Source organism: Arthrobacter koreensis (assembly GCF_009193255.1).
In the GTDB taxonomy this organism is placed as follows: Bacteria; Actinomycetota; Actinomycetes; order Actinomycetales; family Micrococcaceae; genus Arthrobacter_B; species Arthrobacter_B koreensis.
In genome coordinates this window covers 140,463-163,690 of record NZ_WACG01000006.1, presented here as the reverse complement: position 1 = coordinate 163,690, position 23,228 = coordinate 140,463, and the positions used below count along the sequence as shown (strand labels likewise).

Below are 23,228 nucleotides of genomic sequence, written 5' to 3'. Positions count from 1 at the left end.
AGGACCTGACGGTCTGCGCGGGGGTCCTCCTTCCCGCCGCGCAGACCGCCTTTTGCAGGGCAGGTTTCCTACGGGTTTCTATTCAACGTAGGGCTGTTCTACCGCCCGCTGGCCAGCGGATTGACCAGCCTGCCGGAGAACTGCAGACCGCCGGACGGATCGGAGATGTCCAGCATCTGCTGGTTGTTGCGCAGCTGAAGGCGGTTCAGGCAGGAACGCGCAAAATCCGCGGCGAAGAGGTCGTGTTTGGCGAAATCTTCGGCGAATTCGGGATGCTCCGCCTGGTAGTCGCGGATCACGCCGGCCACGGAGTCCCAGAACTCCTCCTGCGGCAGCTGCCCGTCCTCGTGGAGAACGGCGGCCAGGAACCGGAAGAAGCAGTCGACGACGTCGGTGAAGATCGACAGCACCTGTTCCTCGACCGGGACATCCACTCGGACGCGTGAAACCTCCTCCGGCAGGTCCACCTTGTCCGCCATCACAATGATCTCCTCACCAATGTCCTTCATCAGGGCCCGGACCGGCACGCCGTCCTTCAGGACGAGGATGAGGTTCTCGCCGTGCGGCATAAAAGCCAGCCGGTAGGCATAGAAGCAGTGCAGCACCGGAACCAGGTAGGCCCGCAGGTACTGCTGGAGCCAGGCCCGCGCCGGCAGCCCGGAGCGCTGGATGAGCGCCGAAACGAACGGACTGCCGGCCGGGTCTCTGTGCAGCAGGGACGCCATGGTGGCCAGCTGCTCACCTGACCCCAGCCGGTCCATCGGGCTTTCCCGCCACAGCGCTGCCAGCATTTTCCGGTACGGGGAACCCTTGGGGGCAGCGGCGTCGTAATACCGGTTGGTATAACCCATGGCGGCCGTTTCCCGCAGGATTTCGAAACCGGTGCCGGCCAGTTCCGGGTCTGCCCGGACCAGCCCGTCCAGCCACTCGTTGATGGCCGGTGTGGCCACCATGTAGTCGGCAGAAAGGCCGCGCATAAAGCCCATGTTCACCACTGACAACGCCGTCTTGACGTAGCAGCGCCCAGGCGTGCTGCGGTTGAAGAACGTCCGGATGGACTGCTGCGCCTGGTACACATCCTCCGAGGGGCCCAGATGCACAATGTGCTGCTGGGCAACCTCCGCGGCGAAGGTGACGCTCAGCTTGTTCTCCCATTGCCAGGGGTGGACCGGCATGAGCAGGTAGTCGCCGGGGTCCAGGTCCCGGACCTGGAGTGCGGCATTGAATCCCGACAGCACGCCCGGATCGAGCTCAGTCGCCAGGAACGCTGAGTAATCCAGGCCGGAAACCGCGGTGAACCGGGCCCGGTCCTTTCGAACGGCAATCCAGTGCAGCCGGACACCCGAACCGGTTTCGGGTGCGTAGGACAGGTAGTCCTGGAGCCCGAATCCCAGCCGCCCGTTGTTCGCCACGAAACACGGGTGTCCTTCGGTCATGGACGCTTCGATGGCCTGGAAGTCCGCGGCCGGATCCGCGCCGCCGGTTACGCCCGCCGCCAGGATTTCCGAGCTGTGGAAGGAGCCGCTGTGCTTGTAGGCGTGGGATGCCAAGGTGCTGGAGATTTCCTCCAGGTAGACCGGCAGCATTGCTTCGCTAATCCCCAGCGTGCCCGCGAACTCGGTGATGAAAACGAGCGCATCCAGGGGTGTGCCGCTCCCGTCAACGGAACGGAGGATGCTCGCCGGTCGAATGCTCCAATGGTCCAGCTCCAGGAGTTGCGCCTCGAAGGTGTAGGTCGCTGCGCCGTCGTCGGATACGAGGCGGAAACTGTCCGGACCCGCGGCCTGGGGCTGGAGAATCTGTTCGTGTGAGAACTCGGCGAGTGCCTTGCAGACGACGTGCCGGTTGGCCGCCGCCCAGCGTTCGGGCGTGAGGTGCCCGGTGCTCCGGTGAGGGCCGGTGTTCCGGTTCGGGGTCAGGTCCCGGTTCGACGTTCCGGGTTCGACGGCGGTGCTCATGGGGTTGCTCCTTGGAAAGTCGTGGGGGCGCTCGCGGCTGCGGCCTTGAACTGCTGCCGGGTGCAGAAAGAAAGCAGGGCGGTTTTGTCCGGCAGCTCTATGCGGCCGTGGGGCTGGAACCCCATGCGTCCGTTGAGGACGTGGATCTTGGTATTGCGGACGTCCGGTTCCACCACTACCCGCTGCGTCTGCGGGCTGGCGAAGAGGAACAGCATCACCGCCCGGAAAGCGGCCGCGGTGGAGCCGTGCTGGGGGATGTCCGGCGGGCCCATCAGCAAGTGCATGCCGCGGTCGCCGGGTTGGACCGGGTACAGGCCGGCCAGCGGGGAGTGATCCGGAGCGTAACTTTCCATGAGGAACGCCGGGGTGGGGCCCAGCAGGCCCAGCCACGCCTCGTGGTGCGGGTTCGCATCGATTCCTGAGTACTCGCTGCGGACTTCATCCACCGTTGCGGTGCCCATGCCCCAGAAGCGTGCATAATCCCGGCTCATCCAGCTGTGCAGGAGGGGTGCGTCGGCTGCCGGGTCAACCGGACGGAACTCGAATTTCATGCCACCGCTCCTTCCGCGGTTGCCGGCGCGCCAAGGGCCGATCCCGTTCCGGCGCGCGCCGGCACCGTGCTCCCGGCGGTCCTGCTCCCGGCAATTCCGGCTCCGGTGGCCCCCGCTCCGGTGGCTCCCGCTCCAGCGCGCGCCGGCCCGTGCACCGTTCCGCCCGCGGGCGTGTCCAGGCCGGTGAGCCCGAACTCCTGGAACGTGATGCTGGTTTCCACCGGGTAGTACTCCCAGCCGAGGATTTCGCGCAGGATTGTCGAGTTCCGGTAGGCGGCCATGCCCAGGTCCGGGGAAGTGAATCCGTGGGTGTGCAGCTCGGCGTTCTGCACAAAGATTTCCCCGGGTTCCACGCCGATCCCGTAGTTCCGGTCCACATCGAACCGTCCCCGGTTGTCGCGGCGGATGCGGCTGCCGATTCCCTGCAGGAATGCGGGTTCGTGGTAGGAGTACCCGGTGGCCAGCACTACGGCGCCGGTCTTCAGCTCACCGCTGGTTCCCTGTTCCGGGTGGGCCAGTTCCAGGCGGTGCTCTCCGGCGGCGTGGTCGTAGCTGCTGCCGGTGACTTCGACGCCCGTGAGCAGCCGGACCGGCAGTGGCCCTGACAGGCTGCGGGCGTAGAGGGCGTCGTAAATCTCATTAATCAGCGCGGCGTCGATGCCCTTGTACAGGTTCTTCTGCGACCCGATGAGCCTGTCCCGGGTAGCGCCGGGCAGCGCATGGAAATAATCCACGTAGTCAGGGGACGTCATTTCAAGGGTGAGCTTCGTGTATTCGAGCGGGAAGAACCGGCCCGAACGTGTTACCCAGTTCAGCTCGTAGCTGTCCGGTCCGCAGTCCTGGAGCAGGTCCAGGAAGACTTCCGCGGCGCTCTGCCCGCTTCCGACCACGGTGATGCTTCGGTGCTCCTGAATTGCGGCCTTGGACTGCAGATAGTCGCTGTTGTGGACGGCGGTCCCTCCGCCGGAGAGGATTCCGGCGCACGACGGCGGAATCTCGGGCCGGGTGCCGGTGCCCAGGACCAGCCGGCGGGCCGCATGAACCTGCGTGCCGCCGTCGTGCCTTGTGCGTACCAGGTACCTGCCGCCGTCGTGCGTGGTCTGTTCATGGCGGATGTCCGTGACCTCGTGACCGAACCGGACGCTGGGCAGCTGCTCCGCCACCCACTGGCAGTAGGCGTTGAATTCCGCCCGCAGCGGATAGAAGTCCTCACGGATGTAAAAGCGGTAGAGCCTGCCCGTGGCCTTGAGGAAATTCAGAAACGAGTAACGGGAGGTGGGGTCCGCCAGCGATACCAGGTCCGCCATGAACGGGACCTGCAGGTGTGCGGTGTCCAGCATCATTCCGGGGTGCCAGTCGAACCCGGGGCGCGAGTCGAAGAACACAGCGTCCAGTTCTGCAATGGGTTCCGTGAGTGCCGCCAGACCAAGGTTGAAGGGCCCGACGCCGATGCCGATGACGTCGTGGACGGTTAGGCCGGTCTCTGGCTGGCCGGGGACTGCGCGGGGCTCTGTGCCGGGCTCTGCGCCGGTTCCGGGCGTGGGCCGGTGCTCGGGACGGCGGTTCATGCTGCTGCTCCTGCCGGGGTCTCGGTTCTCGCTCCGGCTGCATTCGGTCCTGCATGACCGGATAGCCATTGGGCGGCGTAGGAGCGGATCAATTCGAGGATCCGTTCAATGTCCGCCAAGGTTGCCGTGGGGTTGAGGAGGGTGAACTTCAGGTAGGCCCTCCCGTCCACAGTGGTGGCGGCAATGACGGCATTCCCGGAGGCGGCGAGTGCTGAGCGGATCCACCGGTTCAGCGTGTCGCTGGTGTCCTCGTCCAGGTGCCGCGGACGGAAGCGGAACACCACGGTGCTTAGCTGGACGCGGGCGGCCACCTCGAAGTCCGGATCTGCCTCGAGCAGGCGTCCGGTGTCCCGGGCCAGGTCAATCGCTGAATCGAGCATCGCGCCAATGCCGTCGGCGCCAGTGACGCGCAGGGTGAGCCAGAGCTTCAGTGCGTCAAAGCGGCGGGTGGTCTGGATGCTGTGGTCCACCTGGTTTGGGATCTGCGGGTCCGCAGCGTCCTCTGGGTTGAGGTAGTCCGAGTAGTGCAGGATGTGGCGCAGCTCGGCGGCGTCGCGGACCAGGACGGCGCTCGAGGACACCGGCTGGAAGAACGTCTTGTGGTAATCCACTGTGACGGAATCCGCGGCACCGATGCCGGACAGGCGGCTGCGGTACTTCAGGGACGTCAGCAGTCCGCCGCCGTATGCTGCGTCGACGTGGAGCCAGGAGCCGAACTCCGAGCTCAGCGTCGCGCATTCGAGCAGCGGGTCAATGCTGCCGAAATCCGTGGTGCCCGCGGTGGCCACGATTGCCATGGGGACCTCGCCGCGGCTGCGGGATTCTGCCAGGGCGTTCCGCAGCGCGTCGGGCTTGAGCCGGCGGTCGGCGTCGCACTCAACCAGATGGACGGCGTCCTCTCCCAGGCCCAGAAGTGCCGCGGATTTCCGGATGCTGAAGTGGCTGACTTCGGAGGCGAAAATGCGCAGCCGGCCCAGCAGTTCCGGAAGCCGTTCGCTGCGGCCTTGGGCGGTGCTGGCCCCGGCACTGTCCTGTCCGGCACTGTCCCGCAGGAGCGCATCCCGCCGGAGCGCATCCCGCCGGAGCGCAGCCACTGCGCGGTTGCGGGCAATGAGCAGCGCCTGAAGGTTTGAGGTGGTGCCCCCGCTGGTGAAGACGCCGCTTGCTGCGGAACCCAGTCCCAGGCGGTCTGCTGTCCAGCGCAGCAGGCGCCGCTCGATGAGCGTGGCCCCGGCACTCTGGTCCCAGGTGTCCATGGAGGAGTTCACGGCGCTGAGGATGGTTTCGCCTACCAGTGCGGGAATCGCCACCGGGCAGTTCAGGTGCGCGGCATAGGCGGGATGGTGGAAGTAGACGGCGTCCCGCAGGTAGAGCGGCTGGAGTTCCTCCAGGGCTGCCCCGGTAGTGCCGAGCGGCTGGTCCAGGTCTACGGCGTCGATGGCGGGGGCCAGGTTGCGGGGGTGCATGCCCGTGAACGGCCGGTTGGCTGAGGCGATGGAACGGCTTACGGCCGACATGCCCAGCAGGTTCTCTGACAGGTACTGTCCGGTGGATGTGCCGGTCAGCAGTGCGTCAGCCGGATGTTCGCCTGCCTGCCGGTGGTCTGCCGAGTCATGCTCCGGCTTCTGCAAAGTGCTCACTGCGTTCTCCTGGAAGGTCTCAAGACGGTAACGGAGGTAAGCCTGTCCTTACTTGGTCATTACGTCAAACTTTTATGTCTTAATTCGCCCTGATCGGGGTAAAGTTTCTCCGGAGGTGCAAAATGGCGCGCGACGAGCGCGCACGCAGGACCGGTGTCCGCTTGTGCAATCGGCTATCAGTAGGCTTAGTATCGATGGAAAGGACCGTTGAGATCGGAAAGTGAGCTGCAGATGACTGAACAGAACCCGGACCACAGCGACAACCCTGCATTGGCCGATGACCTGTCCGAGGTAGTTACTCCCGATGAGCTCAGCGTCGTCTCCGGCGACGAGCTCCTGGATGAGGATGAGCTCACGGACGCGGAGGACCTGTCCTACCCGGGAGCCGCAGAGGACAACCCGGAGAATTGGCAGGACGATCCGCTAATCAACGAAGAACCACTTGCCGGTGAGCCTGGTGCCGAGTCTGACCAGACGCTTCGCGACGAAACGGCAGAAGAGCGCTACGAAGAGGGCGACTCGCAGATTCCGCCCGAAGAACCGACCATTGGCGAAGCCGCCCGCGACGTCGACTTCGGTGACTCGTCAGTGGACCCCCTCGAGGACGGAAGCGACGACCCTGCCCACGCAGGGGGCGACCCGCTCTCAGCGTTCAACCCGGACGACGAGTCGCTCTAGGCACCTGTTCGACTCAGGCACCTGCTCGAACCAGGCACTTGTTCAACTCGGGCGCCCGATCGAACCAGGCACCTTTTCGACTCGGGCACCTGCTCGACCAGGCACCTGTTCGACTCAGGCACCTGCTCGACCGGGCATCTTTTCGACTCGGGCACTCGATCGAGAGAAGGCATCCTTCCGCTGGCACTACGGTGGAAGGATGCCTTCCTTTCGCGTCCAGCTCAGCATTCTTGGCCTGCGTCCCGGGAACCCGCCCGAAGCGGTGATGGATGCAGCCGTCAAAGCGCTGGAGGCCAGCCACCACGTCGAGGCGAACCAGCTGGACATCGTGTCCGGCGTTCCCCGCATCACCCTGCGTTTCATGGTTCCGGCCAATGAGTACGGGGTCGAGAATTCACAGGCGAGGCGCGCAGCGATGAACATGCGGCATGCGGTGGAGCAGGTTGCTAGGTGTGAACAGCTTCGGGTGCTTCGCCGCCAGCGCGGACGCTGGCTTCCGCTCTGAGCCATTCCCGCTGCCTCCTGCGCTGGGCGTGATCCACCTGGTGGCGCCGGGACCCTGCCGACACCAGGATGAGGAAGGCTCCGACGAAGGCCCCTGCCGCGACCGGTATGGAGTTCTGTTCTGAGAGCAGCCGGGTGAAGCCAATCCCGGAAAGCCCGACGACGGCGGTCAGCGCCGCGGCGAGGTGCCCCCGGTCCGTCATGGATACGGTGGTGATTCCGATGACGGTTGCCACGAGCGCGATCAGTGCCCAGGCCACAGGACCCCAGCTGGCGATGTCCGTCTCCAGCGCGGTCAGCCAGCTTCCCAAGCCGGTGAGCAATGCAATGGTGGAAGCTCCCAGCAGGACTTTTGCAGGCAGGTCCACCGTGGCCTTCTCCGTTCGGGATTCGACGGGCCAGGTATTGGAGATGTGGATGGCGGCCAGGCCGATTCCCGTTCCGAGCGCCGCGGACCAGAAGGCTCCTGCCGGATTGCCGGACTGGACAGCCCAAAGCCAGATTGCCGCTACAACCGCAGAACCGGCACTGATCGGACCGTTCCACACCCGCCGCGGATTGGACCGCTGGCTCGGAATCCATTGCAGCGCGGCGTACGCTGCGGCGCCAGTAAGTACCGGAATCCACGCCAGCCAGATCCAGGGGTAAACCCCGAGCAGCGATGCCGCAGGATCCAGGACACTTCCGGGCCCGTGGTTGATTCCCGGCCAGCCCGTGGCGGTGCGCGTCAGGGCATAGGAAAATCCCAGGGCGGCGGCTGTGCTCATGGTGACTGCGATCCGGCGGATTGTGTCTGCCTGCTGGGAGTCGTGATCGGGGGAGGGGTGGTTCGCGGCGTTGGTGTTTCGGACCTGCGGCGGTTCTTCTGTGACTGGCAGGGGCTGGTGGTACTCCGGTTCACCCTGGACGGCGATCTGCCCCGCCGCTTCGCCCTGGCCGGGCTCGTGCTGCTGAGCGTCGCCCCCGGCAGCTTTGCCGTGGTCGGGCTCGTGCTGAGCAGCTTCGCCCCCGGCAGCTTTGCCGTAGTCGGGCTCATGCTGAGCTTCGCCCCGGTCGGGATCGTGCTGCGCAGCGTCGCCCCCGGGAGCTTTGCCGTGGTCGGGCTCGTGCTGAGCGTCGCCCCCGGCAGCTTTGCCGTGGTCGGGCTCATGCTGAGCTTCGCCCTGGTGGAGCTCGTGCTGCTCCCGCGCCGGTATGACCTGCTCCGCTTCATACTGCTGGCGCGCCGCTTCAAATTGCCCCGCTTCGTTCCGGGCACCCTCCAACGCCTCGTTTCGGGCACCCTCCAACATTGGCCGCCCGGTGACCAGTCGTTGGATGGCTTGCAGCGGATTGAAGGAACCCCGGAGATGGTAAGCCCGACCCGAAGGATTGCTCGTGGTTTCGCCGCGAAGGACCCGGTTGAAGGAATCCTCCTGAACATCGGCGCCAATCATGCTTACGGGCTCGGGATCGTTCTGCCATCGGCTGCTTCGGTTTTCGTCCATCCGGGTGTGCACGGTGGGAGGGGTTCCAGGCGGTGGAGACGGGGCCAGCGGAGGAACGAAGGCAGCCGACGAGGTGGTTCCGGCCGGGCTGAGGCCGTCCCTGTCCGGCATACGGTTGGAGTTAGCCTGACCGCTGCCGGCGCCGTCGTTGGCTCCAGCCGTGTGCACGCCTTCTTCCGATTCAGCAGGGCGTGCGGAGTGGGGGAGCATGCCTGTTCCTTTGCCTCAGTGATCCTTCGTGTACCTAACCCGGGTGTGGATCCACCAAAGCGTAACGGCAGGATTGCGGCTGTGGAAGAGCGAATTTTGCAGGTCAGCTGGCTGTGGCCGGGGCCGGAAATCCATCAAGGGTCAGTTCGCTGCGGTACTGGACGGGCTGCCGAGTCAGCGGATCGGTGAACCGGATTGATCGTGCCAGCAGCTGCAGCGGTTTGCTGAAGTCATCCGGGGCCTGCTCCAGCAGCACTGGATAGAAGGGGTCGTTCAGGATGCCGATTCCCAGCGACGCCATATGGACGCGAAGCTGGTGCGTCTTGCCGGTATGGGGCAGCAGCCGGTAGCGGCCAAAGCCGCCGGACTGTTCCATGAGCTCCACCCGCGTTTCCGCGTTGGGCTCGCCCGGGACCTCCTGTGCAAGCAGATAGGTCCGGGACTTTATCATCCGGCTGCGCACGATGGCCGGGAGCTCGAGGTCTGAACGGACCGGAGCCACGGCCTCATACTCTTTCTCTATACGGCGTTTCTCGAAGAGGACCTGGTACTTGCCGCGGGTGTCCGGATTGGTGGAGAAGAGGAGCACGCCGGCTGTCATGCGGTCCAGCCGGTGCATGGGAATGAGATCCGGGATGCCGAGGGCGACCCGAAGCCGCACCAGGGCTGATTCGGCAACATACATCCCGCCCGGCGTCGTGGGCAGGAAGTGCGGCTTGTCGACGACGAGCAGGTTTTCGTCCTGGTGGAGAATATTGATCTCCACTGGCAGCCGCTCTTCCGGGGGAAGTTCCCGGTAGTACCAAATGAATGTGTGTTCAGTGAGCGGAGTGGTCCGGTCCAGCGGGACGCCTCCGATGCCGACCACTTCACCGCGGTCGAACCGGTCGGTGATGCCTTGCGGGTTCACGTGTCCGAATCGTTCGAGGACGTAGTCGAAGGCAGTGGTCCAGGGGCCCTCGGCGGGCAGCCGCAGCCGGGTAGCGTTCACGCCGTTGCGGACCGGCAGGGGGGATTGCATCACCCTTCAAGGGTAGCGGCGGTCAGGATGACAGTTTTTCGCGGGGAGCCTGGCGCGGTGGGTTACCTTGGGTCCATGCATGACGGGGACAAGACTCGTGGCAGGACGGGTTTATGGGTGCGAACGGGTCGGGTGCGGACGAGGCATAACCGCGCGGCGCGCCAAGGGGTGGGCTGTCGTGTGGTGACCAGGTGGCTCTTGGCTGTTGCGTTGATCCAGATGCTGTTACTGACCGTAGGGTGCACCAGCGCTTGCCCTGCGGTCGGTTGGTTTGATGAGCTGAAGATTGAAATCACCGGCAGCAGCGCCGGGGCAGTGGACCGTCTGGAAGTCTGCTTTGCCGGTTCATGTTATTCCGGTGGGTCCGTTGAGCCGGGGGAATCCGGCTCAACGCTGGAAACCGTCGCGGTTACCAAAACCGGGACCGGCTGGACGCTTACGACCCCGATGCAGACGCCCGACACCATCCGGCTCAGGGCATTTTCGGTGAGTGGTCATCTTCTCGCAGAGCATGAAGTTGACCTTCGCTGGAAGCGTGTTGGCGGTTCGGTACGTTGCGGGGGACCGCACGAGGCCAATACGAGCATCTCCGTGGGCTCGTAGCGGTTGGCGCACTAGCCCGTCACGGTTCAGAAGGGCGGCCGCTGCTATGGATTGTCTTTTAGAAGGGCGGCGGATCCGCGCCATTGTCCTCGCTGTCGCCCTTGTCCTCGCTGTCGCCCTTGTCCTCACCGTCGCTCATGTCCTCACCGTCGCCCTCGTCCGGAGAAGGAGGCCCAGAAAACCTCTCCCGATGCCCGGGGAAGGCGGATTCCGACGCGGGGGCCGCAGTCTCCCGTGCCTGTCTGAAGTCCAGCTGGGCGGCGGAACTGTACGTCTGTCCCAGGGGTGAGACCCACTCGAGTTTCCCGGGTTGGCGTTGGCGGGCTTCCCACAGGCCGAGAGTCTTGAGCCGGTGGTGTTTGGGACAGAGGTTGCTGAGGTTGCCATGTTCCGTTTCTCCGCCCAGCCCCCAGGGGACTGTGTGATCGATTTCGGTTCGGAATGTGCTGACGCGGCACCCTGGGAATCTGCATGTTCCGTCCCGGGCCTGCAACCACCGTTTCAAACCTGCCGGGACCTTTCTTCGGCGGCCGACGGCGAGGACCTCACCGGATGAGTTGTCCCGCAGGATCCCAGTCCAATGCAGCGCCTGGCGTGCCAGCCTGCGGCCAGCGTCTGCGGCAATAGGTCCGTAACCATTGAGTTCTGCTGGTTTGTCCTCCGCACCTAGCAGGGTCTCTGCATCGATGAGAACCATGACCTCTGTACGGATTCCGCGGGGGTCTTCAGTCTGTGGCGGAGAGGGAACCGCTGCAGCAGCCGTTTCACTGGAACACGAAATGAAACTGCTTGCGTGAGATGAGCCCGCAAACGGAGGAACCTCCAGGAGCAGGGCCGTGAGCGTATCGGTTCGAAGCTGGTCGAGTGTCCGCTGGTCTCCGGCAGAACGGGCAGTCCGTGCGGAGGCAGTCAGCGAATTGAAGATCGCCTGACCCTTTTCGGCTGTGACCAGAGCGCAGAGTTCCACCATGCCGTCAGGTTTGGGGTCGAGACTCACACGTCTTAGTTCGAGTGCCTGGCGGTGCCGGATGTTTATGGTTTCAGGCCAGCGGGATTCACGAAGCCGTCGTGCTTTCGCTGTGAACTGCGCGCAGGTCCGGCCTTCGGCCAGCTGGAGGAGTTCGTCCTCGAATATGGGCGCTTCAGGTGATGGCACCGCGCGAACTTCATCCATGATGCGTTGCGCATGACGGTAACTGATGGCCCCACGGGATAGCTGGGCGTGGGTGGAACGGTTCACAGTACAGAGCGTGTCCGACTCGCTGACGAGTGCCATGGCGCTCATATGCGGCAAGTTCAGGGCCGAACCGACTTCGGCGGCAGCGGCGGAAAGTGCCACCGAGCCGTCGACGGTGCCGAGGTTCTCCTCAATCTCGCGCCGCAGATCTGTTTCCATCCGATGGATGACCAGGGCCTGCTGTGCCTGTGCCCAGGACACAAGGGCAGCCAGTTGCCTCAAGATGGGTACTGCATCTGCTGCGGAGACTGAATCTGCCTGGACGAACTCCAGACTTCCCCGCAAGCCAGGCCCTGGCGTCGTGTCTGTGGGGGCCTGCGCGGGTGGCGTCTCCTCGGCCGGATCTGGTGCAGTGTTGGTTGTATCGGTAACGGTGAAGGTGTCCAGAAAAGTCGCAAAGCCAGAGACAAGCGGGCAGTCGGGTCCACTGTCGCTTTCGGTGCTGCTATCCGGTCTCATTGGTTTAGCATTGCGGCCCGCACGAGGGACTCTAAGCGTAGGCCCGCACATTGTGGAGAAACGTTCCTGCGGGATGGACCTATCGAGTCTTGGGGAGGGGCACTCAGGGGGGGGAGAGAGGCGGTGGGGCAGTGAGGGGGAGAGGCGGAGGGGCAGTCGGCGGGAGGGGCGGTGGGGCAGTGAAGGAGAGTGGCGGTGGGGCAGTGAAGGAGAGAGGCGGAGGGGCAGTCAGGGGGCGGAGAAAAGGGAGCAGCCACAGCTATCGGGGGACGCGACTGACGTCGAGAGGACCAGCGGTCAAGGCTCGCCGCCGGCCCGTCCTACGTAGGGGAAGACCGGAAGCGACGGCGGGACTGCTCCCGGCTCAGCCCCAGACGGCACGCAGCTGGCTCGAACCCGTGGCGTAGGGGCTTGATCAGCCCACGGCAGGCTGGCAATGCGGGCAGTAGTACAGGTCCCGCAGCTCCAGTTCGGTATCGCCGACCAGCTCATGAACGACCTTCGTCCCACATCGCAGGCAGCCCCGCTTCTCCCGGTTGTAGACCCAGAGCGGATCACGCCCGGCGAGGCCCGTCGTGATGCGCCGGGACCGGGCTTTGTTCGCTTCCAGAAGCCGCTTTGACAGGTCTACGATCCGTTCCAGATCGGGAACGTCCTGGATGGGAGTGAGTGGATGGACGCCAGCCAGGAAGCACAGCTCACACCGGTAGACGTTACCGATCCCGGCCAGATTCCGCTGGTCCAGCAGTGCCAGCCCCAGCGGACGTTCAGGTACCGACGCCAGTCGTCGCAGCGCCTCCGCAGCATCCCAGTCCGGGCCCAGCAAGTCCGGACCGAGGTAGCCGACGGCTTCCTCTTCGCCGCTGCGAGGAAATACTCGCAGGATTCCGAGCTCGAACCCCACGGCCTGTTTGTCCGCCGTCTCCAGGACAGCCCGCGCCTTGAAAGCCGGACGGCGCCAACGCTCGCCGCGGCCATAGACGTGCCACAGTCCCTCCATTTTTAGATGCGAGTGGATGCTCCAGCCCTCAGCCTCCCCCGGGCCCGGAGCAATCCGGATGAGGAGGTGCTTCCCGCGGGAGACCACCTCTTCAACCGCGCGTCCGCTGAGATCTGTTGTGGCAAAGCGTGGAACCCGGAAATCAGTCCGGGTCAGCTCGGCGCCGGCCAGCGCGGTATGGAGTCCGCGGGCAGCACGCCAGACGGTATCGCCCTCAGGCACTGCATACCTCCAGGTTCGGCCGGACCACCAGGGCGTGAGCGGGAAGAGAGCTCGACGCCGAGGGCTGGTGTGCGGTGGGGAGGGCGTGAGCGGGATGAGAGATCGACGCCGCAGGCTGGTGTGCGGTGGGGAGGGCGCGAGCGGGATGAGAGATCGACGCCGAGGGCTGGCGCACGGTGGGCAGGGCGCGAGCGGGATGAGAGCTCGACGCCGAGGGCTGGTGTGCGGTGGGGAGGGCGCGAGCGGGATGAGAGATCGACGCCGAGGGCTGGCGCACGGTGGGCAGGGCGTGAGCGGGAAGAGAGATCGACGCCGCAGGCTGGTGTACGGTGGGGAGGGCGTGAGCGGGATGAGAGATCGACGCCGGGCTCTGGCGACCCGCCTCACGCCCACGGCCCGCCAGACTCCGGCCCGCCACCCGCCCAAGACCTGGCGCGCAGACGCACGCCCCAAGCTCCGCCCTCACAACAGACTCAGACACGGTAGCGAAGTCCCTTCGGTGTCGAATAGAACCCAGCAGCCAGCAGGGCCGTGGCCACCGGAGTGTCCAGTACATCCACACCGTTGGCCTTCTCCACCGCCATCTTCTCGGCCGCACCGCGGCGGATAATCCCCACCAGGGCCGCACCGGCAAGCAGCAGAATCTCCGGATCGTCGGTGTAGGTCAGCAGGGTCTTGCCGCCGCGCTCGACGTACAGCGTCAGCTCGCCGTCGACCATCACCACCAGAGCCCCCGCCTTCCGTCCCGGGCGGTGGCCGCCGTCGGAGGCCGGCCAGGGCAAGGCCGCACCGTACGGATTCGCGGGATCCGTGGCGGCCAGCGCCACGGCCTCGGGAGCGGGAACCGCCAGCTGGTTCTCCCGGGAGAAGGACCGCAGCCGGTCAACAGTCGCAGGGACAGCAAACTGGGCCGCACCGAGCTGCTCGATGAAGTAGCCGCGCCGGCAGCGTCCCATTTCCTCGAGCCGGGCCAGCACCTTGTACAGCAGCCCGAACCCGCCGGGAACACCCTCGCTGGCCACCGAGCCGCGGGTCACGACTCCGTACCGGTCCATCAGCAGCTCGGCCGTTGCATGGGCATGGACGGTGGTATCCGTTTCCACCGCCGGCAGCAGGCTCCAGCGGCCGGCAACCAGCGGCTGCGGACCACGCGCCGGAGCATCCCCGGCAGCACCGGCCAGCCGCAGCGAGGAACTGCTCAGAGAACCCCGGCCCATCCGTCCAAGCCGTGCCGTGCGCGCCCGCGGAGTCGAAGCGCGCTGTTTGTGCGCGGTCTTCCCGCCGGAGAGCAGGGACCGGACGGGCGTGAACGTGTCGTTGGAGATCCTCCCGGCCCAGACCAGCTCCCACAGGGCAGTGACGATCTCCGAATCCGGCAGCAGCGAGCCGCCGTCCTGCAGCGGTGCACTGTTCACCGCCTCGGAAAGCTGCCGGAAGAAGTACGCTCCGGAACCGGAGAGCAGGTCCAGCAGCCGGGACTGCAGCTCGGAGGGCGCAAAGTCGGGGTCAGGATTCAGGGTCAGCGCGGCGTTCTCCGCGAGATGCAGTGAGATCCAGCCGTCATTGCCGGGCAGCGATCCTGTGCCGGACCAGATCACCTCGCCGGTGGCGGTCAGCTCATCGAGCATCGCCGGAGCATAATCGCGCACCCGGGATCCGAGGATGAGGGGCTCCCACGCAGACGCCGGAATTGGCACTCCGGAGAGCTGGTCGATCACGGTTGCGACGCCGTCGAGCCCCCGCAGCGAGGACCCCACGTTCTGCCACGCAGGCAGGAACCGGCCGTAGGTGGGCGGGTCCACGGGCTCGACGTCGGAGCGCAGCGCCGCCAGGGACCGGCGCCGCAGGCGGCGCAGCACCTCAGCGTCACACCACTCCGAACCGGCCGGAACGCCGGGCATCGTGATGACGGCCGGCGGGGTCTGGTCCACGCCCGAGACCGCGTCCAGTACCTGCGCCTCCGTGGGCCGGAACTCGCCTTCGGCAACCCGGCCCTCGCCTGCCAGACGCTGCAGCGTAGTGGTGACGACGGCGACGCCGAGTCCCAGCCTGGCGGCAGCCTCAGCTGCCGTGAACGGACCGTGGGTGCGGGCATACCGCCCCACCAGGTCACCCAGCGGATCCGGAACCGGTTCAATAAAGGCCAGCGGAACACCCATTGGCAGCGGAACGCCCAAGGCATCCCGCAGCCGGGCAGCGTCCTCGATCGCGGCATAGCGCTGAGCGCCGGCGATTCCTGCTTGAAGGGCACGGTTGGAGCGGACCAGTTCGCGCAGCAACTGCTCCGCCTCCGCTTCGGTGGCATGGGCGTCTGGAGCGTTTTCCGGAACAGGGGAATCCGAAGAACCGGGCGCGGCCGGCTCCAGCCGGGCGGCAACCTCCGCTGCCGTCAGCGGTCCGAGCAGGCGCAGCAGGTCAGCGACGCCCTCCAGTCCGCGGGCACGCCGGTCCGGCGCGAGGCGCTGCAGCTCAGCCTCGGTCTGCGCGATAATCCGCGCGTCCAGGAGTTCGCGCAGCTCGGCCCGGCCCAGCAGCTCGTTCAGGAGCGTGGGATCCAGGGACAGTGCGGCCGCACGGCGTTCGGCCAGCGGGGAATCGCCCTCGTACAGGAACGCACCGACGTAGCCGAAAAGCAGGGACCGGGCGAACGGCGACGGCTGCTGGGTAGTAGTTTCCACCAACCGGATTTCACGGCGTTCGACGGCGCCGGCGATGTCCTTCAACGCCGGAAGGTCATAGACATCCTGCAGGCACTCGCGCACGGTTTCCAGCACGATAGGGAACGTGGGGAACTTACGGGCCACGTCCAGGAGCTGGGCAGAGCGCTGCCGCTGCTGCCACAATGGAGTCCGCTTGGCCGGATTCTGCCGCGGCAGCAGCAGCGCCCGGGCGGCACACTCACGGAAACGCGACGCGAACAGCGCCGAACCGCCCACCTCGCCGGTGACGATCGCTTCCAGCTCATCAGGTTCGAACAGGAACAGCTCGGCTCCCGGCGGCTCATCCTCCATCAGCGGCACCCGCAGCACTATGCCGTCGTCGGAGGCCATCGCGGAACCGTCCAAACCGTACCGCTGCTGCAGCCGGGCGCCGACCGCCAAGGCCCAGGGAGCGTGGACCGGCATGCCGAACGGGCTGTGGAGGACTACACGCCAGTCGCCCAGCTCGTCATGGAAACGCTCGATCACCAGGGTCTTGTCGCTCGGCACTACCTCGGTGGCCTGCTGCTGCTCGCGCAGGTACGCCATCAGGTTTCCGGACGCCCACTCATCCAGCCCTACGGCGTCGAGCCGCTCCCGCGCTTCCGCGTCTCCCGTGCCGGCCATCTCCCGGACGAACTTGCCCAGTGCGCGGCCCAGTTCAACCGGCCGACCCTGGGAATCGCCGCGCCAAAACGGCAGCTTGCCCGGTTGCCCGAACGCGGGGGAGACCAGCACTCGGTCGTGGGTGATGTCCTCGATCCGCCAGCTGGTGGCACCCAGGGCGAAGATGTCCCCAACCCGGGATTCGTAGACCATTTCTTCGTCGAGCTCGCCGACGCGGCGGCTGTTCTTGCCCTCAGAATCGCCGACGAGATACACCCCGAACAGCCCGCGGTCCGGGATGGTGCCGCCGGACGTCACCGCCAGACGCTGGGCCCCCGGGCGTCCGGTGATCGTGTTCTCGTTGCGGTCCCAGATGATGCGCGGCCGCAGTTCCGCAAACTCGTCGGACGGGTAGCGGCCGGAAAGCAGGTCCAGGGTGGCATCGAAAGCTGAACGCGGCAGCCCGGCGAAGGGCGCGGAACTGCGCACGACGTCGAACCATTCCTCCACATCGATGCTTCCCAAAGCGCAGGCAGCGACGGTCTGCTGGGCCAGGATGTCCAGCGGGTTCGCGGGAATGAACAGCGGTTCGATTTGACCGGCAAGCATCCGTTCCACCGTGACCGCGGAGTTCAGCAGGTCCCCGCGGTGCTTGGGGAACATAACCCCCTGGGAGATTTCCCCGACCTGATGGCCCGCACGGCCCACGCGCTGCAGGCCGCTGGCCACCGACGGGGGCGACTCAACCTGGACCACGAGGTCCACGGCACCCATGTCAATGCCCAGTTCCAGCGAGCTCGTGGCCACCACGCAGCGCAGCCGGCCGGACTTCAGGTCATCCTCGATCATGGCCCGCTGGTCCTTGGACACTGAACCGTGGTGGGCGCGGGCCAGAACGGGCGCGTCGTCGTCGACGGCGGTGTCCTCCTGGCGGGCGCGGATGGAGACCCCGGCCTGGGCCATCAGCTGCGCCGGGGCACGGCCCGCGGGCACCGTCGGGGGAACTGCGGGCAGACCGTCGGTGCCGGTGGCGGTCTCGGCTGCCTGCGCCGCTTCGAGCCGGTAGGCATGGATTTCGTTCAGGCGAGCGGTGAGCCGTTCGGCCAGACGGCGGGAGTTGGCGAAGACGATGGTAGAACGGTTGGACTCGATGAGGTCCGCAATCTTCTCCTCCACATGGGGCCAGATACTGGCCTGCGGAGCGAACCCGCCCTCCACAGTGTCCTCGGCGGGTGCCTGGCCGAGGTCCGTCATGTCCTCCACCGGAACGGTGACGGTCAGGTTCCAGTTCTTCCGGGACTTGGGCGAGACAATCCGCACCGGAGCGTTGCCACCCAGGAACCGGGCTACGGTTTCCTGCGGCTCAACGGTGGCGGAGAGTCCGATGCGCTGCACCGGCTTGTCCAGCATGGCATCCAGCCGGGCGAGTGAAACGGCCAGGTGGGCGCCGCGCTTGGTGCCGGCCACGGCGTGGACCTCGTCCACAATGACGGTGTCCACTTCTGACAGCGTCTCCCGCGCCTGGGAGGTGAGCATCAGGAACAGGGACTCCGGCGTGGTGATCAGGATGTCCGGCGGCCGGGTCAGGAGGGCGCGGCGTTCGTTCTGCGGTGTGTCTCCCGAGCGGACGCCCACGGTGATGGCCGGTGCCGGAAGGCCAAGCCGCTTCGCCGTTTGCGTAATGCCGATCAGAGGAGCCCGGAGGTTCCGCTCGACATCCACGCCCAGTGCCTTCAGCGGGGAAATGTAGAGGACCTTGGTCTTCCGCTTGGGTACCTTAGCGGACGACGATGCGGACGCCCGCCCGCGCTTGGCTGCCGCTCCGGAACCGGCCACCGCACCGGAACCGGCCACCGCGCCGCCGGCCACCGCACCGGAACCGGCCCCGGCCTCGCTGGCAGCAGCGCCGCCAGATACAGAGAGCGCAGCCTGGGACGAGCCGCCCGCTGAACCCGGCGCAGCGGCGTCGGCGATAAACCTGTCCAGGGACCACAGGAACGCCGCCAGCGTCTTGCCGGATCCGGTGGGCGCGATGACCAGCGCATTCGATCCCTCCGAGATGGCGTCCCAGGCGCCGGTCTGCGCGGCAGTCGGCTCGGTGAAGGCACCCGTGAACCAGTCCCGGGTGGCGGGGGTGAACTTCTGGAGCACCGTGCCTGCCGACGTCATGCACCCATTGTTCACCACCCCACTGACATTCCGTGGTCCCCGCCGCAGCGTTCGGCTCCCGGCTAAATCCGCGGCGCGGCGGCAGGGTCAGGCAAACGCCGAAAGGACCCGCCAGGTGCCCGGCCCCGCCTCCGTGGGTGCCCCCGGAGAAACCCGCAGCTGCGCCGCTTCAGGCTCAATCAGTGCTGTGGCCAGCGTGCGCCAGCGATCCCCGAACCGGGCACCGGCTGCCGGAACACAGCACAGGTCCGCGCCGTCTCCCGGGTTCGAGCAGAGATACGGCACCAGATCGGCCGTGGTCACAGGATCGAAATGCCCGCCGCTCCGCCGCCGGAGCAGGTCCATCCGCTGGTCCGAGTCCGGCTGGTAAAGCTCTGTCCTCTCACCGGCAGCTGGCACCGAGGACAGGAAGTGGTTGGTGTGCAGCAGGTAGTTCCCGGAACCGCCGACCACCTGCGCGCCGGCAGGGCTGAGTTCCACCATCCGCGCCCCCTGCTGCGTCACCACCGAAATGCAGCTGGAAGTTGTAACCGGAGCCGAGGTGAGCAGATCAACGGCTTCGTCCAGGGTCCGGGCGGAATACAGCACGGCGGCTGCGGCGACGTGGACGGGAACCGCTCCCGGAGTGTCCTCGCGGTGTCCCAGGACGTTGAGGTGAACTCCCACCCCGAAACTGTTGACGCCGATCTTTCCCAGGATCCCGTATTCGGTCATCCCGACGAACCGGCCGCCCGGATGGGCCACCGACTGCAGGTGCCAGGCTGCTGCAAGTTCCTCATGCCAGTCCCAGGTCTGGGCGGAGAAGACACGCCCGGGGATGGTGCTGATGACGGTAGAGCATTCCCCGGGCAGGCGCCCCTTGGCGAGCGAGAGGATTTCGGTGCGGGCGTTCAGGGCCGCCGTCTGCCAGACCGGAAGCCCGGCACCGGCGGCGGTCCCGTCAATCTCGGCGGCCAGGTCAGGAATCCACTGTCGGACCGCAGCCAGTGACGCGAGAGCTTCGTGCTCAACGCGCTCGGCACCGATGCCGCCGGCAGCAAAGAGATCCGCATACACCTGCCATGCGGAGGACAGCGCGTCCCGCGCGGCCTGCCCCCGCTGGACGCCGCGTTCACGGGCGCTGTCTGCGGCAATGGTGATGACGGCAGGGGACGGGTGCGGAAATCCGCTCATGAGACAGCTCCGGTTGTGTCGCGGCGGCGCGGCACCCACCCGGGACGGGGCGCGCTCTCCATCAGCTGGCGGGTATAGGGGTGCTTCGGCGCGTCGAGCACCTCGCCTGCGGTTCCGTATTCAACGACGGAACCCAGCTGCATCACCATCACCGTGTCTGCCACCTGCCGGGCCACGGCCAGGTCATGGGTAATAAAGAGGTAGGTCAGTTGCCTCTCAAGGCGCAGCCGTTCCAGCAGGGCGAGGATCTGCGCCTGGACGGTGACGTCCAGGGCGGAGACTGCCTCGTCCAGGACGATGACGGACGGTTCTGCTGCCAGTGCGCGCGCAATTGCGACACGCTGCTTCTGCCCGCCGGAGAGCTGGTCAGGGTACGACGACGCGTGCCCGGCTTCCAGCCCCACTTCGGCGAACAGCGCCAGGCAGCGCTCCCGGCGGGCCGCGGCGTCGAGTGTGCCGTGCGCCTGCAGGATTTCGGTGACGGCCGTGGAGACGGGCAGCCGCCGGTTGAGGCTGCCCTGCGGGTCCTGGAATACCATCTGGATGTCCTTGGACCGCTGCCGCCGGATCCGCCGGGACGAGCCTGCGGTGACCTGCCGGCCGTCCACCGTGATGGTGCCTGAGTCTGCGGACTCCAGGCCCACGAGCATGCGGGCCACGGTGGTCTTTCCGGACCCGGATTCTCCCACCACGGCCAGGCAGGTGCCCCGCTCAATCCGGAAACTGACGTCCTTCACGGCGTGGACGGAACGCTTCGAGCGTCCGGAACCCGAGGTGAAAGTCCGGTTTAGGTTGTCTGCCAAAACCATGGTGCTCATTTGCCGTCCTCCGAAGGAACGGGCGCGGAGGCGCGCCGGGTGAGGCTGGGCTTGGAAGCGACCAGCATCTGTGTGTACTCATGCTGCGGGGATCCCAGCACGGACTGGGCCGGGCCGGCTTCCACGATGCGTCCTTTCTGCATCACAGCGATCCGCTGGCAGGCGGCTGCAGCGAGGTCGAGGTCATGGGTCACGAAGATCATCGCCATTCCGGCGTCGGTCCGCGCCTCGTTGAGGATTGCGACGACGTCGGACTGGGTGGTGACATCCAGCGCCGTCGTCGGTTCATCCGCGAGCAGCAGCGAGCTGCCCCGCGCCACGGATCCGGCAATGACCACACGCTGGAGCATGCCGCCGGAGAGCTGGTGCGGATAGGAACGCAGGCAGCGCTCGGGGTCATGGATGCCGACGTCGGCGAGCAGCGCGAGCGCGGTTTTCCGCGCTTCGGCAGCGGAAGTCCGCGGTTTCGCGGCCTGGATTCCTTCGATCAGGAAACGCTCCACCCGCAGCACCGGGTTCAATGCGGCCAGGGGGTTCTGCGAAATCATCGATACTTCGGCCGCCCGGAAGCGGCGCAGTTCCTCGCGGGAAAGCGTGGTGATGTCCTTGTCCCGGTAGCGGACGGTGCCGCTGGAGGCGCTGCCGTCGGGGAGTGTGCGCAGGATGCTGCGCAGGGTCATGGACTTGCCGGACCCGGATTCGCCCACCAGCCCCAGGGATTCCCCGGGACCGACCTGCAGGCTGATGTCCTCCAGCAGGGTCCTGGTGTCCGGGCCGGATCCGATGGCGAGGCCAACTTTTTCGAGTGTGAGCATCATGCCCTCCCTGCGGCGCGGCGGCCGCCGAGCTGCTCGCCCAGGTAGCCCAGGGCGGCGACGGTCAGGACAATGCAGGCGCCGGCATAGATGCTTTCCTGCGGATAACCGGCCAGCAGCGAAGCCTGGCCGGAGGAGATCATCAGGCCCCAGTCGGCATCCGGCGGCTGGACGCCGAAACCCAGGTAGGACAGGGCCGCGAGGTCGATCATGGCGTAGCCGAAGTTGATGCTGGCACCGGTGAGGATCTGCTGCTTCACGTTTGGCAGCAGGTGCCGGAAAGTGATGACCAGCCCGGAAATACCCTGCAGCTCGGCGGACTTCACGTAGGGCAGGTTTCGCTCGCGCAGCGCAACGGAGCGGATCACGCGGGCGGTATAGGGGGAGAAACCGATGGCCAGGGCAACGACGGCGGTTTCAACCCCCGCCCCGAAGACGGCCACGGCCAGCACAGCGAGCAGCAGGTTGGGGAAGGCGAAGAGGAAGTCCAGGAACCGGGTGATGGCACCGTCCACGCGGCCGCCGAACCAGACGGCCACCAGGGCCAGCGTGCCGCCGATGAGGACGGTCAATGCGGCCACGGCCAGCGCCGCCAGGATGGTGGACCGGGCGCCCACCGCGAGGCGGGTGAAAAGGTCCCGTCCGGCCTGGTCGGTGCCGAGCCAATGTTCTGCGCCGGGGGAGAGGTATCGGTCAACGATATTTCCCTCGGTGGCATCAAACGGGCTGATGAGCGGGCCGAGGACGGCGAGCAGCAGCACGAATGCCAGCCAGCCCAGGCAAATCCTTGCCAGCGGACCGCTGAAGACGCCGCCGGAGTGCCGCCGCCGTTCCTTGCGGAGGTTCAGTGCCGGGGCGCTCATGATGCTCCTCCCACCCGGACGCGGGGATCAATGACGGCGTACAGCAGATCCACCAGGAGGTTGATGACGCCGAACGCCACCACCATGATCAGGGCCACGGCCTGCACCACCGCGAAGTCCTTCTGCTGGATGGAGGTCACCAGCAGTGCCCCGATGCCGTCCAGCGTGAACACTGACTCGACAACGAATGCGCCCGCCAGCAGGCCCGCGATGTGCACGCCGGACACGGTGGTGACCGGCAGCAGGGCATTGCGGATGACGTGGCGGGGAATGAGCACACGTTCGGGCACGCCGCGGGAGCGAGCAGTCTGGGCATGCTCGGACTGGCGTTCCTCGCGCACCGCGGTGCGGGTGATCCGGGCGACGACGGCGATGGACGGCAGTGCCAGCGCCAGCGCGGGAAGCGTGAGGTGCGTCAGCCGGGACGCGATGCCTTCTCCGCTGCCGGACCCGAAGACCGGAAACCAGCCCAGCTGCACGCTGAACAGGCTCATCAGGAGCAGGCCGGCGAAGAAGGTGGGAACCGCGAAGCCGAGGTTGGAGGCGAACAGGATGATGTTGTCCAGGGCGCCCGGCCGCAGCCCGGCCACCGTGCCCAGGCCTACGCCCAGGACGATGATCAGGACTGCGGCCAGGCCGGTGAGCCACAGGGTGGTGGGGAGGCGGTTGGCCAGCAGGTCGGCAACTTCCTGCCGGTTGGCCAGCGACTGCCCAAAGTTCCCCTGGAGGGCATTGCCCACCCAGGATACGTACCGTGTGAGGAACGGATCGTCGAGGTTGTACTGCTCACGGATGGACGCGAGCACTTCGGCGCTGACGGTCCGTCCCTGCACCAGGAACTGTTCGGGGCTTCCTGGTGCCAGGTACAGGCCGCCAAAGACTGCGAAGCTCGAAGCCAGCAGGATGCCAGCCAAGGCAAGAAGCCGTTTGGCGATGTATTTCATGGT

General features: G+C 66.4%; 17 protein-coding genes. 3 read left to right on the top strand and 14 right to left on the bottom strand.

Annotated elements, in window-relative coordinates; genetic code table 11:
• Positions 1 to 98: 98 nt before the first annotated feature.
• The 4 genes from GD628_RS13365 to GD628_RS13350 are packed head-to-tail and all read right to left on the bottom strand — an operon-like array spanning position 99 to position 5,708.
• Entirely contained in the window at positions 99 to 1,958 is a 1,860-nt protein-coding gene (locus tag GD628_RS13365; RefSeq protein ID WP_152275052.1) for an IucA/IucC family protein, read from the bottom strand.
• Positions 1,955 to 2,509 (bottom strand): GNAT family N-acetyltransferase, encoded by a 555-nt coding sequence (locus GD628_RS13360; RefSeq protein WP_152275051.1) that lies wholly within the window; start codon positions 2,507 to 2,509, stop codon positions 1,955 to 1,957. The genes GD628_RS13365 and GD628_RS13360 overlap by 4 nt, the downstream gene beginning before the upstream one ends.
• Entirely contained in the window at positions 2,506 to 4,077 is a 1,572-nt protein-coding gene (locus tag GD628_RS13355; RefSeq protein WP_152275050.1) for a lysine N(6)-hydroxylase/L-ornithine N(5)-oxygenase family protein, read from the bottom strand. The genes GD628_RS13360 and GD628_RS13355 overlap by 4 nt, the downstream gene beginning before the upstream one ends.
• On the bottom strand, positions 4,074 to 5,708 hold the full coding sequence (locus GD628_RS13350; RefSeq protein WP_420837576.1) for a pyridoxal phosphate-dependent decarboxylase family protein: 1,635 nt from the start codon (positions 5,706 to 5,708) through the stop codon (positions 4,074 to 4,076). The genes GD628_RS13355 and GD628_RS13350 overlap by 4 nt, the downstream gene beginning before the upstream one ends.
• 240 nt (positions 5,709 to 5,948) lie before the next feature.
• On the opposite strand from GD628_RS13350, the gene GD628_RS13345 reads away from it, so the two are divergent.
• Both GD628_RS13345 and GD628_RS13340 read left to right on the top strand, forming a co-directional pair.
• Positions 5,949 to 6,395 carry a hypothetical protein gene (locus tag GD628_RS13345; protein ID WP_152275049.1) on the top strand — a complete coding sequence of 149 codons (447 nt, stop codon included), beginning with the start codon at positions 5,949 to 5,951 and terminating at the stop codon, positions 6,393 to 6,395.
• Between the two features lie 199 nt (positions 6,396 to 6,594).
• Positions 6,595 to 6,900 carry a hypothetical protein gene (locus GD628_RS13340; protein ID WP_152275048.1) on the top strand — a complete coding sequence of 102 codons (306 nt, stop codon included), beginning with the start codon at positions 6,595 to 6,597 and terminating at the stop codon, positions 6,898 to 6,900.
• Here the strand turns inward: GD628_RS13340 and GD628_RS13335 are convergent.
• Together GD628_RS13335 and GD628_RS13330 are read right to left on the bottom strand one after the other, a co-directional pair.
• Positions 6,842 to 8,596: a hypothetical protein gene (locus GD628_RS13335; protein WP_152275047.1), complete on the bottom strand. Its 1,755-nt coding sequence runs from the start codon at positions 8,594 to 8,596 to the stop codon at positions 6,842 to 6,844. The two genes, GD628_RS13340 and GD628_RS13335, sit on opposite strands and share 59 nt — an antisense overlap.
• Positions 8,597 to 8,699: 103 nt before the next feature.
• On the bottom strand, positions 8,700 to 9,617 hold the full coding sequence (locus GD628_RS13330; protein WP_152275152.1) for an RluA family pseudouridine synthase: 918 nt from the start codon (positions 9,615 to 9,617) through the stop codon (positions 8,700 to 8,702).
• Between the two features lie 210 nt (positions 9,618 to 9,827).
• Here GD628_RS13330 and GD628_RS13325 point away from each other — a divergent pair, with 210 nt between their 5' ends.
• Positions 9,828 to 10,220: a hypothetical protein gene (locus tag GD628_RS13325; protein WP_152275046.1), complete on the top strand. Its 393-nt coding sequence runs from the start codon at positions 9,828 to 9,830 to the stop codon at positions 10,218 to 10,220.
• A 58-nt stretch (positions 10,221 to 10,278) separates the two neighbouring features.
• Here GD628_RS13325 and GD628_RS13320 read toward each other — a convergent pair whose 3' ends face one another.
• The 8 genes from GD628_RS13320 to GD628_RS13285 form a co-directional block, all read right to left on the bottom strand.
• Entirely contained in the window at positions 10,279 to 11,679 is a 1,401-nt protein-coding gene (locus GD628_RS13320) for an HNH endonuclease signature motif containing protein (protein WP_193313280.1), read from the bottom strand.
• Between the two features lie 652 nt (positions 11,680 to 12,331).
• A complete protein-coding gene (locus tag GD628_RS13315; RefSeq protein WP_152275044.1) occupies positions 12,332 to 13,138 on the bottom strand; it encodes a DNA-formamidopyrimidine glycosylase family protein in 807 nt (268 codons plus the stop codon).
• 473 nt (positions 13,139 to 13,611) lie between these two features.
• Positions 13,612 to 18,612 carry an ATP-dependent helicase gene (locus tag GD628_RS13310; protein WP_152275043.1) on the bottom strand — a complete coding sequence of 1,667 codons (5,001 nt, stop codon included), beginning with the start codon at positions 18,610 to 18,612 and terminating at the stop codon, positions 13,612 to 13,614.
• Positions 18,613 to 18,699: 87 nt separating this feature from the next.
• Entirely contained in the window at positions 18,700 to 19,785 is a 1,086-nt protein-coding gene (locus GD628_RS13305) for a C45 family autoproteolytic acyltransferase/hydrolase (protein ID WP_152275042.1), read from the bottom strand.
• The gene (locus tag GD628_RS13300; RefSeq protein WP_193313279.1) at positions 19,782 to 20,603 is read right to left on the bottom strand and encodes an ABC transporter ATP-binding protein; all 822 of its coding nucleotides are present in this window, start codon (positions 20,601 to 20,603) and stop codon (positions 19,782 to 19,784) included. The genes GD628_RS13305 and GD628_RS13300 overlap by 4 nt, the downstream gene beginning before the upstream one ends.
• Positions 20,600 to 21,418 (bottom strand): ABC transporter ATP-binding protein, encoded by an 819-nt coding sequence (locus tag GD628_RS13295; protein WP_091608281.1) that lies wholly within the window; start codon positions 21,416 to 21,418, stop codon positions 20,600 to 20,602. The genes GD628_RS13300 and GD628_RS13295 overlap by 4 nt, the downstream gene beginning before the upstream one ends.
• On the bottom strand, positions 21,418 to 22,281 hold the full coding sequence (locus GD628_RS13290) for an ABC transporter permease (protein WP_152275041.1): 864 nt from the start codon (positions 22,279 to 22,281) through the stop codon (positions 21,418 to 21,420). The genes GD628_RS13295 and GD628_RS13290 overlap by 1 nt, the downstream gene beginning before the upstream one ends.
• Positions 22,278 to 23,225: an ABC transporter permease gene (locus GD628_RS13285; protein ID WP_152275040.1), complete on the bottom strand. Its 948-nt coding sequence runs from the start codon at positions 23,223 to 23,225 to the stop codon at positions 22,278 to 22,280. The genes GD628_RS13290 and GD628_RS13285 overlap by 4 nt, the downstream gene beginning before the upstream one ends.
• Positions 23,226 to 23,228: the final 3 nt, after the last annotated feature.